The sequence below is a fragment of the Kitasatospora sp. MAP5-34 genome, from assembly GCF_029894335.1.
In the GTDB taxonomy this organism is placed as follows: domain Bacteria; phylum Actinomycetota; class Actinomycetes; order Streptomycetales; family Streptomycetaceae; genus Kitasatospora.
Genome location: NZ_JARXZC010000001.1, coordinates 19,711 through 32,802, shown reverse-complemented (window position 1 = coordinate 32,802; position 13,092 = coordinate 19,711). Strand labels below are relative to the sequence as shown.

The following is a 13,092-nucleotide window of genomic DNA, read 5'->3' as shown; positions in this document are numbered from 1 at the left end:
CGGTTCGTCGTGGGTCAGGCGGACAGCACCGGCCCCTGGGCGAGATCGAGCGACGCCGTCGACGAGTTGGCGATCGCGGCCCTGTTGGAGCCCACGAACTGGCCGATCCAGCTGCGCGGCATCTTGGCGCCGTGGTTGTGCACCAGGTTCCCGCTGTACTGGCCGCCGCCGTGGGAGGCGAAGTCGGCGGCCGAGAAGCCTTCGAAACGGGCGAAACTCGCCACGGTCGTCGACCCGTTGAGGTCGAAGACGTTGCCGGTCAGCACGGCCGCCGGAGCCGAACCGGACGTGTTGAGGCCCGAACCGAAGGCGATCGCCGTCGTGTTGGTCAGCGCCCTGAAGTAGTTGCCGATCGCCTGGAGGCCGTGACCGTGGCAGTCCACATGAACGTCCCGGCAGAGGTCGAAGTAGCAGCCCTCGATCCTGAGTGTCCAAGGGGTGCCCGCGTAGCCGTAGTTGACATGGCTGTAGCCCTCCGCCGAAGAGAAGTGGCACTCCATGACGACCCACCCGCCGGCGCCCGCCAGGCTGGGGCCGAGTTCGACACCGTGGGCGTGGCCGTTGACCTGGCAGCCCATGATCCGGCCGTCGGTGCTACCGCCTCCGGGGTACGCTGTCGACAGGCCGTCGGCCAGGACGAAGGTGCCGGCGCCGTACGAGGAGCAGAACAGCACCCGGCCGCTCACCGAGAAGACGTTGGCCGTCCCCGAGGAGAGGAACCGCACGAAGCCGCCCGTGCCCAGGCCGCCTGGCGGGTAGGCGTGGAAGGCGGGCGCGCCGCAGTAGAGGTCCCGGCAGTTGCGGAACGTGACACTGGACGTGTCGACGACACTGGCGCCCCAGAGTCCAGGGGCGGCCGTCCCAGCGGGTGTCGTACCGAGGAACCCGAGACCCTCGACGTTCAGGCCGTGCGGATTCCGGTCGACCCCCACGCCGTTGCCGCTCGAACCGATCGTGAGCAGCGTGGTGGTCGTGGAGTTCAGCGGCGCGAGCACGGACCCGGCGAGGGAGACCACCGCCGGCCCGTGCGCACTGTAGAGGTCGGAGTCTCCCCGCAGGCAGCCGACGCCGCCCGGCACCGTCAGCCCGGAGGTCCGGTAGCAACCACCAGGTGCCGGTGGGAAGTTGACGACAGATCCCTTGACGGCTCCGGCGGCGGCGAGCGCGGCCTGGATCGCCTTGGTGTCGTCGGTCTTCCCGTCCCCGAGCGCACCGTACGCCGTCACGTCGAAGACGCTCGCCGTCCGCTGCGCCCCGGACGGCGACTGGGCCCCGGACAGCGGGCGAGCTCCGGACGGCGACGGTGGAACCAAGCTACCGCCGCCGGTCATGGCCGCGAGCCGCAGCGCATCACGGCGGCCGAGCGCATGAAGACTGATCACCGAATTTCCCTTTCGCCAGAAGAGGATGAGCGGGATACGGGAGGACTCGGCTCGCGGGCCGGCCGGTCTGCCGATGGTGGCGACGACGGCAATCCGCGAACAGGGCCCGGTGTGCCTGACACGCCGTCGACTTGGCCGTATCACTCAGCAAGAAGCCAATCTCAATGGTGGCATGAGCATGCCACCTGTCACAAGGCATAAACCCCGCCCTTGATTTGCGTCGGACCTTGGAGATAAAGCGAATTGATCATTCGTCAGAAATTCGACACACCTAGGGCGCTACTCCCGGCAATCGTCAACTGACCCTCTGTGACCCGACCTTGCAGCGAGTCACCCCGGGGCGGGAGCATCGGCCGGCATCGGCGGGCATCGGCGGACCTCGGCGGACCTCGGGGGATAGGAAAGCCTTACCTATTGCACTAGAGTCCCCTCGAAATTCCACGACATCACCACCCGAGGACGAATCCGATATGCCCGAACAATCCCCCACAGAAGCAGAACTGATCGTCAGTGACCAGGCGGAAGCCGCCCGGGCCGGGCGCCTGCGAATACGCCGGACCAGGCGCGCGATCCACGTGCTGACCGTCGTGACCCTGCTGACGGCTGCGGCCTTCGGCAGCCAGGCGATGGCGGCCGCACCGGCGACCACCCCGCCACCGCCGCCGTCGACGGCCCAGCAGGAGAAGGGCATGAAGGCCGGGGCCCCCCTCCACGACCCGGCCGACGCGGACACCATCGCGCACCCGAAGCTGACGATCACCCTGGACGCCACCCGGACGAGGTTCGACCTGTCCGGGCGCGAGGTGCAGGGCGACTCCTACACCGGTACGTTCGTCGCCCCGACCCTGCACCTGGCGCCCGGCGCCAAGGTCACCATCAAGCTGGTCAACCACCTGCCGGTGGCGACCAACCTGCACTTCCACGGCCTGCACGTCTCCCCCTCCGGCCAGTCGGACGACCCGTTCCTCTGCGTGGCCCCGGGCGGCTCGACCACCTACCAGCTGGCCGTTCCCGCCGACCACCCGCTCGGCACGTACTGGTACCACAGCCACGCCATGGGCACCACCTGCCCAGATCCCAACTCGCCTGCCGCGCAGGCGATGCAGGACATGTCCGGCCCGGACTTCAAGCCCGGTGACGTGGAGAACCAGATCTTCGCCGGCCTGTCCGGAGCCCTGGTCGTCGGCGACGACCGCACGCTGCTGCCCCCGGCACTGCGGCACATCACCGCGCACACTCTCGTGCTGAAGGACGTGCAGATCGACCCGTCCGGCCACATCGTCCAGAACACCGGCAGCACGTCGATCAACTCGAACAACCCGACGGTACGGCTGGTCAACGGGCAGCTGCGGCCCGTCCTGTCGATGAAGCCCGGCGAGACCCAGCTGTGGCGGCTGGTCAACGCGGGGGCCGACATCTTCTACCAGCCCCACCTGGACGGCTACCACTTCACCGTCATCGGCGAGGACGGCACCCCCGTGTCGCGGATGACCACCCCCGACACACTGCTGCTGCCGCCGGGCAAGCGCTACGACGTACTCGTCACCGCGAACAGCAAGCCCGGCCGCACCACGCTGCGGACCACCGCCTACAGCAACGGCCCGCAGGGCGACTCCTACCCCGACGCGGTCCTGGCCACGATCAACGTCACCGGCCACGCCGTGCGCCGACTGCCCACCGTCTCCGGCGCCGTCCCGACCGCACCTGTCGACCTGTCGGGCCGGTCGGTCGCCCAGCACCGCACCCTGGACCTGTCCGAGAACGCCGACGGCACCGTCTTCTACATCAACGGCCGCCAGTTCTCGATGGACAGCTCCGTCTTCGCCACCCCCGCCAAGCTCGGGACGGTCGAGGAGTGGACCATCGTCAACCAGAGCGGCGAGGACCACCCCTTCCACCTGCACACCAGCGCCTTCCAGGTGATGTCGGTCAACGGCGTTCCCCAGCCGTACACACACCGGCAGGACATCGTCCCGGTGCCGCACGCGGTCAACGGCGTGCCCGGCAAGGTCGTGGTGCGGGTGGTCTTCGCCGACTACCCCGGCCGGTGGATGTTCCACTGCCACATCGCGGCTCACGAGGACAACGGCATGATGAGCTACATCAACGTGGTCCCGTAGGCGGCGGTCCAGGGGGTACGGCCTGCGGAAACACCCGCAGGCCGTACCACGGAACCAACGGTTCCACCAAGGCCGTGGACCTGATCGACCATCCGGAGTCAGCAAAAAGTCAGCATCAGACCGTGACCTTCCCGGGGCACGAGGTGATGCGGCACGATCCGTCGTAGCGGGTCTGCAGCGACCCCTCCGGACGGAGGACCGCAGACGGGCCGGCCGACGGGACGTCGGACAGGCCATCAAACGGGAACACCCAATCAACCGCGGGGAGCGTCACCGCCACGATCTCCCCCACGTGTATGTCCACGGTCCGATTGTCGTCAGAGCTCGTCACCGTCACGTCTGCCGGCGGCGACAGGTGAGGTGGACCGGCGGCGTGCTGCCGGAGCAACCGGACGACACGAGACAGACGAGCAGGGTCATTGCCAACAGGCGCACCGTACGTCGCATACCGCTCTGACGTCCTCGTGGGCGAACCGGTTCCCGCTTCACGGCGTCCGCAGGCTTCACCTCAATGCGGGGGCGCAGGAGGTTGACCTGCACATTCGGCTGTCCGGCCCGGCCGGGAAGCGTCTGCAGGCGCCGGCGCGGAACAGCCGGAATCCGTTGGGCTGGAGACTATCCGGGCCCTGGCAGGTGAACAACGGGCGCGCTGTGGGGTCGCTGACCGGTGCCCAGGTCCCACACACTCACCAGCCCGTCAGCACAGCCCGCGATGGCGAGGGTTCGGCCGTCTACCACGGCGGTCGCCAGCGCCGTCACCGCGTCCTCGTGGCGGGTGACGGGTTCGGCGACCTGTGCGCGGGTGACCAGGTCCCACACCCGGACCGTCCCGTCGGCATCGCCGGTGACGGCATGGGCCCGGCCGTCCACCGTCGCCGTCGCCACCGCGCACGCTGCGTCGCCCTGGCCGGTGAGAGGTTCGCCGACCGGCTCCCGGGTAGCCAGATCCCACAGCCAAACCGTCCCGTCCTCGCCGCCGGTGACAGCGAGGGTCCGGCCGTCCAGCAGCACCGTCGCCGCCACAACCACCCTGCCGATGTGGCCGATGAGGGCTCGCCCGACCTCCTTGGCGGCGGCCAGGTCCCACACCCGCACCATCTCGTCGTCGCCGCCGGTGACCGCCAGCGTGCGGCCGCCGACCACGACGGTCGCCACCGCCCACACCCCCTCGGCATGACCGGTAAGGGGCTCTCCAACCTGCCGACCAGTGGCGAGGTCCCAGATCCGGATCGTCCCGTCCTCCCCGGCGCTGACGGCGACGGTGCGCCCGTCCACCACCGCAGTCGCCACCGCGCACACCCAGCCGGCATGCCCGGTGAGCGGTTCGCCGACCTGCTGCCGGACGGCCAGGTCCCACACCCGGACCGTCCCGTCGACATCGCCGGTGACCGCCAGGGTGCGGCCGTCCAGCACGACGGTCGCCACCGTCAACACCTCAGCCACCCAGCCGACGAGGGAAAGGGGGTCGCCGACCTGCTGCCCGATGGCCAGGTCCCACAGCCGCAGCGTCCCGTCCTCGCCGCCGGTGACGGCGAGGACGCGGCCGTCCAGCAGCACAGTCGCCGCCGCGCACACCCTGCCGGTGTGGCCCGTGAGCACGTGCTGCCTCCGCCGACTCCCGACCGGGGAGCCAGAGGACCAGTCCGCCCCCCACTGCGCCGCCGGTTCAGTGTGGAGGGTGTCGTTCGGCGTGGTGTCGGACATGATCGGGACTCTAACCGGCGCCACTGTCACGGGTGCTCAGGACAGGCAGTCCTCCAGCCCGCCGTCCCGCCGGATATCCAAGGTGGCGCAATGGAAGCCGCCACCCAGCACCCGGGAGTGCCACAGCCGGGGCGGGAGCACGCTGATCCCGAGGTACTCCAACTGCTTGATCAGGCTGTGCTGGTCGGCCGCCACGATCGCCGGCTCAGGGCTGACCATCAGCAGGTTCATACTGATCCAGTTCTCGCTGAGGGGTGTGGGGGGCGGCGGCGCGGCCGACACCCAGGCCCCGGCCCGGCCTCGGTGGGCGCGTTCGGCATCGGGACGTAGCTGGCCGGCCTGCGTGCCGCCGCCGCCGAGGTGCCAAAGGGCCGGCCGGTGGAGCTGTCGACCGGGGACGTCATCCTCTGCACTCACGAGGCCGGTCACTACGACCCGGCCGAGCTGGTGGCGTGGACGAAGGGCCCGGGGCGTCGCAGCAACCCGGTTGAAGCTGAGGGCAGTTCGTCTCGGGGGATGCCGAGGCAGGCGGTGAGCAGCCCTGACAATGCCGGGACGGGCTGGCACTGCCAGACGGTTCCGGGAGCCTGCCACTACAGCGGAGCATGATGGGGTCACCAACCGTGGGTCACCCCATGGCCGGTCAGGTCAGGTGGTCGGCGACCAGAGCCGCGAACTCCTCCGGGGTGATGACCCGGATGCCGAGCTCTTCGGCCTTGGTGCGCTTCGATCCGGCCTTCTCGCCGGCCACCAGCAGGGTGGTGCGCTTGGAGACGCTGCCGGACGCCTTGCCGCCGGCCCCCTCGACAAGCTCGTTCATCTCGTTGCGGGAGAGCGCGGCAAGTGTGCCCGTCATCGCCCCGGTGACCACCACGGTCTGCCCGGCGAGGGGGCCCACCGCCTCGTCGGCCTCCGGCGCGACGGCGGTCGGCTCGGTGACGGCGGTGCCGACTCCGGCGGCGATCAGCTTGTCCAGGACCGGGGCGAGCCCGGCGAGCTCGGCAACGACCAGGCGGGCCTTCCCGGTGCCGATCCCGTCCACCGCCGCGAGGGTCCCGGCGTCGGCGGTACGTATCGCGGCCATGCTCCCGAAGTGCGCGGCGATCCGGCGCGACATCGTCCGCCCGGTCCCCCGGACGCCGAGCGCGCAGAACACACGGTTCAGCGCCGCGCCGCGGGCGGTCTCGATCGCGGCGAGCAGGTTGTCGGCGCTGGTGCCGCCCATCCGCTCCAGCGTGAGCAGCTGCTCCCTGGTCAGGGTAAAGAGGTCGGCGAGGTCGGCGACCAGTCCGGTGTCGACCAGCTGGACGGCCCGGGTGCGGCCCAGGCCCTCGATGTCGAGCTGGTCGCGGCCGGCCGCGTAGAGGATTGACGCGACGGCCTGGCAGCCGCGCCCGCGGACGCAGCGCCACCGCTGTTCCGAGGTGTCGATGCGGTCCCCGCAGAGTGGGCAGACCTCCGGGAAGAGGATCGGCATCTCGGCGCCGGTGCGCTGGTCGGGGAGCGGCGCCTCCACCCGGGGGATCACGTCCCCCGCCCGGTAGACGAACACCTGGTCGCCGAGCATCGAGCCCGGCCGCCCAGTGGGTCAGTTCTTCGTCGGAGAACACGTTGTCGAGCGACAGCATGGGCACCGAGTGGGGTATGTCGCCGACCGCCGCGCCTCCCGCGACCTTGCCGGTCGGGGACTCGGGCACGACCTCGTCCGGGTTGGCGGCCTCGTATGCCTCGATGGCGCGTACCAGGGCGTCGTACTCGTCGTCGCCGAGCGGCGTGGTGCCGTCCTCGTAGTAGGCCGCTGCCGCCGAGACGGCGGTGGTCACAGCGTCGGCATAGGCGGCAGAGGAGGCCAGAGCGGCAGGGGGGTTCATGGCCGCCATCCTCTCGGGCACGACTGACAACTGAGGCTTGCGGTTCGGGGTGACGGTCAGGATGGGGTGAGGGTCAGTCCGGTTTCGCGGATGAAGCCGTCGAGGAGGTCGGTGCGGTCGGGTAGGACCGCTGTCGCCTCCCAGGGAACCGGACTCGTCCTCCGTGCTGTCGATCACCACATGCATCCGATAATTCAGCGTGGCAGCGTCCTCCTCCGACAGCTGCTGCTCTTCGGCCGACTCCAGGCACGGAGCTGCGCCTTCGCCGTCGCGCTGTTCGCAGGCATGGCTTCGGTACGGTTGCTGCCAGTGACTCCCATCGCCCCCTACGACCTTCTGCTCCTCTACGGGCTGCTGCTGACGGCGCTGGCCTGGCTCGTCGGCTGGGAGTCCCGACGCGAGATCGCTGTGATCGCCGCCTGCCATCTCCTCGGCCTGGTACTGGAACTGGTGAAGGTCGGCGTCGACTCCTGGAGCTACCCCGAAGCGGCCCTGACCAAGGTCGCCGGTGTCCCGCTCTACAGCGGCTTCATGTATGCCGCCGTCGGCAGCTACGTCTGCGCCGCCTGGCGGATCATGGACCTGAAGGTCAGCAGGTACCGGCCGAACGTGGTCGCCGCGGTTGCGGGAGCCGCCTATCTGAACTTCCTCGCCGACCACTGGATCTCCGACCTGCGCTGGGTGCTTGCCCTGACACTGTTCTGGGTGTCGGCGGGCAGCACGGTGCACTTCACCGTCGGTCGGACGCGGCATCGGATGCCGTTGGCCCTCGCTTTCGCCCTCAACGGCTTCTTCCTCTGGCTCGCCGAGAACATCTCCACCCGCCTGGGGGCTTGGCGGTACCCCTACCAACTGCCGACCTGGCACCCGATGTCGATCGGCACGTGGTCGTCCTGGGCGTTGCTGATACCTGTGATGTTCGTACTCGTCCACCGGCTGGCCGGGCCACCAGGACAGTCGGGACGACGCGGTAACGCGCGGTATCGCGGAGTGAGCTCCCCGACCCCACCCCGGCCAGCGGCATGAGCCCGGGCCGCCACTGACCACCGGCCGGTGAACTCCCCACCCCAGGTCAGCGGCGCAGCGCCGGACGGTCAACCGCGACCTGGTCATCCGCGCCCGTACACAGCTCGGCGGCCCGATCGTGCTCGTGTGGGACAACGTGCGACTGCACCTGGTCACGCCACTGCGGGAGTTCTTCGAGGCCAACGCCGACTGGCTCACCGTGTTCCAACTGCCCACATATGCCCCCGACCTCAACCCGCAGGAGGGCATCTGGTCCCTGGTCAAACGCGACATCGGCAACCTCGCCGCCGCCGACCTGAGCCAGATCGCCAGAGCCGTGAAGCGCAAGCTCAAGCAGATCCAGTACCGCCCCGACCTGGTCGACGGCTGTTTCGTCAGCACAGGCCTGAGCGCGGACGACTGAGCCGAAAACGCCACCCACCCGGTGCTCTGGCTCCCTAGGCTCGGGCCATGCGCGTACTCTTCACCTCGCCTGCGGGAACGGGCCACTTCACCCCACTGGTGCCCTTCGTCAACGCTTGTTCGATCCGCGGGGACGATGTCCTCGCGGTAGTGCCGCCGCCGCTGGAGCACCTGCTCACGGAGCGCGGGATACCGTTTCGGACCGGGGCAGAGCCGGAGCCGGCCGACAGGGCAGCGATCCGCGACCGGCTGCCGAGCGCGTCCCGCGAGGAGGCGGCGGTGCTGGTCAACCGGGAGCTGTTCGGGCGACTGTGCACCGCGGCGATGATCCCGGCCGTTGAGGAGGCGTGCCGCCGGTGGCGGCCCGACCTGGTGCTGCACGACCCGTGCGAATACGCCTCGGCGGTGGTCGCCGAGCGGCTCGGCATCCCGCACGCCCAGGTCGCGACCTCGCCGGCGAACATCGAGGCGTACTCGCTCGACCTCGCGGCCCCCGCTCTGGAACCCTACGGTCGCCGGCTGGTGGAGCGGTTGCGGGCGACGCCTTACCTGACCCGTTTTCCGGCCTCACTGGACCCGTCCCCGTACACCATGACCCGCCGTTTCCGGGAAACAGCCCAACCGGTCTCCACGCCGAAACCGCTGCCCGACTGGTGGGGCGACTGCACGGACCCGCTCGTCTACGTGACCTTCGGCACCGTGTCGGGCGGCATGCCGGCCGGCGCCGCAGCCTGCCGGACTGCGCTGGACGCGGTGTCCGGGCTGCCGGTGCGAGTACTGCTGTCCGGCGGCCGTGCCACCGACCTGTCCGAAATCGGACCGCTGCCGGACAACGTCCACGTCGAGGAGTGGGTCTCGGCCCCGGACGTGCTGGCCGCCGCATCCGTGGTGGTCTGCCACGGCGGTTCCGGTACCACCTACGGCGCACTGGCGGCCGGCGTCCCGCTGGTCGTCGTGCCGCTCTTCGCCGACCAGCCCACCAACGCCCGGCTCGTCGAAGCCGCCGGCGCCGGAACGGCCGTCCTCCCCACGGGCGGCCCCGCAGACGCCATGGGCCTGCCCGGTCCCGCCGACGTCCCGCGCCTGCGGGCCGCCATCGAGGCCGTTCTCGCCGACCCGTCGTACCGGACGGCGGCTGGCCGGATCGCCGCTGAGATGCGGACCGCACCCACGGTCCACGAAGCGCTCGTCTCCCTCACCGCCGAGCTCGGCCTTCACCTATGCCCATCGAGGCCGCCTCAGAAGTAGCCGCTCGATCCTGCCTGGTGGCCGACATCACGAATTCAAGTTCAGTTGTTTCGCTAGTCCTGCCAGTAGAACAGCAGGGTGTCGATGGTGAGGGGCACCCGCCCGCCGAAGTAGTAGACGCACAGGTCGGTGACCTTGATCGCACCGGTCTCGTCGTCGATCCAGCGGAACCCGGCCGCCTCCAGGACCTGACGGGCCGTGAGGTCGGCGTCGTAGCCGGTGGCGAACCGGCCGAGGGTGCTGATGCGCACCAGGCTCCCCCCGCACGCGATCACGTGGTAGGTCCCCTCGCCCTGCTGGTGGTGGTCGCCGGCGGAGACCGGGGACGCCGGTTCGAGGCCCGCCGCGGTCAGCGCGGCCATGGCCCGGCCGAGTTGCCCGTCCTGGTCGGGCCGGGCCGACGGCTCGGTGCAGAGCACCTCGACGCGCCAACGCGGGTCGCTGCGCGCCTTGCAGTCCCCGGCGTACTCGTGCACGATCACGCCGCGCAGTTCCTCGTCCAGGCCGGCCACCTCGACGCGGGGGCGGCCCAGGCGGTCGTAGATCGCCCGGGTCTCGACCGCGTCCTCGGTGAGGTGGTACAGCGCGTACGCGGCCCAGAGCTTCGCCTCGGTGGTCGGCGCCTCGTCCAGGTAGGCGCGCACGCGGTGCTCGTCCGTCAGCAGCGACTGGGCCAGGAAGGCGACGGAACGGTCGGGGTCGGCCAGCGCGAAGACGGCCAGCTCCTCGTCCTGCAGCCGGAGGCGGGCCGCCCGGTCCTCGGGCTGCCCGTCGCCGAGGTCGGCCAGGATCGCCTCGTTCCCGTACCGCCGGGCCAGCGCGTACAGCCCGGCCTCGCCGACCGCCCGCCGGTGCGGCCACTCGGAGGCGGCCAGGGCCGCCAGCTCCGGTAGGGCCGAGCGGTCGCCGAGCCGGCCGCGGGCCTCGAGAAAGGCCTCGCGCATGCCGAAGTCGTCGTCTCCCCGCCGGTCCTCGTGCCGCAGCCAGGGCAGCAACTCTGCCCGGTCCGCGAGCAGGTCGAGCAGCGCGATGCGGACTTCGGACGTGTCGTCCGGGTCCTGGACACGGGCGATCAGCTCGGCGACCCGCCCCTCCGGCACCCGATCGGCCAGCGCCCGCACGCACGGCTCGCGCCGCCACCACGGGTGGGCCGGATCGGCCACGTACCGGGCGAGTTCGTCGGCGTCCAACCCGCGCAGGCCGACTGCGTCGACCTGCCGAGCGGCCGGCGCCAGTAGTTCGATGTTTCGCACGGGCAGAGGCTACCGACCCGAGCACACCACACGCCGTGGAATTTCGCGGCCGCGGCACCGCCGGAGTCGACGGACGACCGCCCCGTCCGTCTCGGATCCGAGGTTCGAGACCGGGCTGGACTGGGCGCGGGGGTCACTTGAGTTCGACGAACATGACGTGAGTACCCGTCGTCCCGATGTTCTCGCCGGCGTGGGTCTGGGCAGGCAGCCAGCCGGCCTCGTATGCCGGCTTCTCGATCTCGACCATCTGTTCTCCCACGGTCAGCCTGCGCCGGAAGTTGCTCAGCGTGATCATCAAAGTGTCGGGGTGGTGATGGAGTTCGGTCCGATCACCTGGGTTGTCGCGGTACTCCAGCACCCGGACGCGCTCGTTCTCGAAGATCACTTTGTAGAACTCTGGGTTGGTGATCGTGGGATCTTGATCCATGGCAGTTCTCCTTGGTCATCTGGTGATCTGAGGCATCCTCAGGCGTGCAAAGGCGTGTTCGGGCGGGACAGCGATAGACGGCGGCCTGCTCGCCGGCGAAGAGCTCAAACGAGCAAACGAGCAGACGATCCGGTCGACGGCGGTTCACGACGGATGCGCTTGCACAACTCCACGCACGACAACAACCCGGCCTCCCGACATAGCCGCGATGCCGCGATCGAGAACGAGGCACAGCCTGACGCCGCCAACCGGAGCAACCGACCAATTACGCCATCAGAAGTCGTGTCGACCCCGCGAACCACAGGTGGGACCCCTTTTCCCTGCAACAACCCGGGAGCCACCCGACCCGCAGAGCTGGGCCACAGGAAGTGCTTACAGACACCCGCCCTCCGAACGGCGCGCCGCCCTGATGCGGTCAGGGCGCATCCCCGGACCAGTCCCACCGCAGCCGATCACCTGGACGCGGGGCGTAGTGCGCCCGCCCACCGGCCCCGAACGCCCCGATCTCCGTATGGAGCGCGGCGCCGTCGGCGAGTTCATCACCACTCCAGCCGGTGACATCGAGCAGCAGGCCGTCCAGGGGTCCGGCGACCAGTTCGCGGTAGAGAGACACTGGACTGAACCCGCTCCCCACGCCAACACTGAGGCCCGGTCTCCGAATACTTGGAGACCGGGCCTCAGTGGTTCGCGGGTCAGGCGACCTGTGCGGGTTCGTGTTCGGTGGTGCGCCGGGCACGGGCGCGGGCTGCGGTGGTGAGGGTGCGGCCGCCCGAGCGGAGCAGGGAGTCGTGGATGCCGTCGGCGTAGAGCAGGCCGCCGAGGCCGGCGCGGGCCTTGGCCAGGGTGGAGTGGGCCTGGAGGCCGCCGGCGCCGACGAGCAGGGACAGCTCGGCGACCGCGCGGTTGGCGGTGTCGACGGCGGTGGCCTTGACGGAGCGGGACCAGGTGTCGGCCTGCGGGTGGCCGGTGGCGGTCAGGCGGGCGCCGGCGAGGGCGGCCAGGAGCGCCGCGTACAGCTCGGACTGGGTGCGGCCGAGGGTGACCAGGGCGGTGTCGCGCAGGCGGGGCACGATGCCGGAGGCCACGCGGGCGGTGAGCGCGCTGGTCACCTGGGCGTGGATGCCGGCGGCGGTGCCGAGCGCGGTTGCGGCGACCAGCGGCCGGAAGGCGGCGAAGTGCTCGCGGAACACCCGCAAGCCACCGCCGGGGCCGGCGAGCAGGTCGGCGCTGAAGGCCGGGGGCGTCGGCGTCGATGGCGGCGGCGGCGATCCGCCCGTCCGGGTCCTTGAAGAAGACGACGAAGGCACTGGCCCCGGTGAGGCGGGAGACCCAGCACTTCTCGCCGTTGAACCACCAGCCGCCGCTGGGCCTGGCGGTGGCGCTGGTGGTACGCCGAAGCCCTGGTACTCGGGTGGCTCTTCTGCGTCAACTGAGCGGTTGGAACCGGCCAATCGGAAGCGAAGTGACCACGCGACTCGAACCGTCCGACTACAAATAGTGATGCTAGATTCACTTAGCGTATCGGCAGGGTTTCTGTGACCGCGTCGCGGGTCGCCGGGCACCGGTCCGGTCGGCGCCCGACATGCCACGGCCCGAAGGACTTCAGCGGATGTAGGGGTCCGGCCGCTACTGTCCGGGTCCATCAGTCGTCAACAGGAA

10 protein-coding genes and 2 pseudogenes are annotated in these 13,092 nt (G+C 70.2%); 4 read left to right on the top strand and 8 right to left on the bottom strand.

Translation table 11 applies throughout. From position 1 onward, the window contains the following. Positions 1-14: 14 nt before the first annotated feature. Positions 15-1,382, bottom strand: a complete 1,368-nt coding sequence (locus tag P3T29_RS00165) for a glycosyl hydrolase family 28-related protein (protein WP_280714098.1) — start codon at positions 1,380-1,382, stop codon at positions 15-17. Between the two features lie 470 nt (positions 1,383-1,852). Between P3T29_RS00165 and P3T29_RS00160 the strand changes: the two genes are divergently transcribed. Continuing rightward, the gene (locus P3T29_RS00160) at positions 1,853-3,502 is read left to right on the top strand and encodes a multicopper oxidase family protein (protein WP_280714097.1); all 1,650 of its coding nucleotides are present in this window, start codon (positions 1,853-1,855) and stop codon (positions 3,500-3,502) included. A gap of 615 nt (positions 3,503-4,117) precedes the next feature. Here the strand turns inward: P3T29_RS00160 and P3T29_RS00155 are convergent. The 3 genes and pseudogenes from P3T29_RS00155 to P3T29_RS00145 all read right to left on the bottom strand — a co-directional run bounded on the left by P3T29_RS00155 (position 4,118) and on the right by P3T29_RS00145 (position 7,086). Next, positions 4,118-5,206, bottom strand: a complete 1,089-nt coding sequence (locus tag P3T29_RS00155) for a WD40 repeat domain-containing protein (RefSeq protein ID WP_280714096.1) — start codon at positions 5,204-5,206, stop codon at positions 4,118-4,120. A 36-nt stretch (positions 5,207-5,242) separates the two neighbouring features. Further along, positions 5,243-5,623 carry a hypothetical protein gene (locus P3T29_RS00150; RefSeq protein WP_280714095.1) on the bottom strand — a complete coding sequence of 127 codons (381 nt, stop codon included), beginning with the start codon at positions 5,621-5,623 and terminating at the stop codon, positions 5,243-5,245. A 226-nt stretch (positions 5,624-5,849) separates the two neighbouring features. Then, positions 5,850-7,086 (bottom strand): annotated as a pseudogene (locus tag P3T29_RS00145) (BRCT domain-containing protein). 171 nt (positions 7,087-7,257) lie between these two features. Here P3T29_RS00145 and P3T29_RS00140 point away from each other — a divergent pair. From P3T29_RS00140 to P3T29_RS00130, 3 genes are all read left to right on the top strand, one after another. Then, a complete protein-coding gene (locus P3T29_RS00140) occupies positions 7,258-8,103 on the top strand; it encodes a DUF817 domain-containing protein (RefSeq protein ID WP_280714094.1) in 846 nt (281 codons plus the stop codon). A gap of 79 nt (positions 8,104-8,182) precedes the next feature. After that, complete coding sequence (locus P3T29_RS00135) at positions 8,183-8,506, top strand: transposase (protein WP_348532783.1); 324 nt, start codon at positions 8,183-8,185, stop codon at positions 8,504-8,506. A gap of 47 nt (positions 8,507-8,553) precedes the next feature. Beyond that, on the top strand, positions 8,554-9,753 hold the full coding sequence (locus P3T29_RS00130) for a glycosyltransferase (protein ID WP_280714093.1): 1,200 nt from the start codon (positions 8,554-8,556) through the stop codon (positions 9,751-9,753). A 53-nt stretch (positions 9,754-9,806) separates the two neighbouring features. On the opposite strand, the gene P3T29_RS00125 is transcribed toward P3T29_RS00130, so the two are convergent. The 4 genes and pseudogenes from P3T29_RS00125 to P3T29_RS00110 form a co-directional block, all read right to left on the bottom strand. Beyond that, entirely contained in the window at positions 9,807-11,006 is a 1,200-nt protein-coding gene (locus P3T29_RS00125; protein WP_280714092.1) for a hypothetical protein, read from the bottom strand. Positions 11,007-11,139: 133 nt separating this feature from the next. Then, positions 11,140-11,433: a cytoplasmic protein gene (locus tag P3T29_RS00120; protein ID WP_280714091.1), complete on the bottom strand. Its 294-nt coding sequence runs from the start codon at positions 11,431-11,433 to the stop codon at positions 11,140-11,142. Between the two features lie 415 nt (positions 11,434-11,848). Further along, positions 11,849-12,037, bottom strand: a pseudogene (locus P3T29_RS00115) (hypothetical protein); the annotation flags it as partial. A gap of 88 nt (positions 12,038-12,125) precedes the next feature. Further along, positions 12,126-13,076, bottom strand: coding sequence for an acyl-CoA dehydrogenase family protein (locus tag P3T29_RS00110; protein WP_280714090.1), 951 nt, complete (start codon positions 13,074-13,076; stop codon positions 12,126-12,128). Positions 13,077-13,092: the final 16 nt, after the last annotated feature.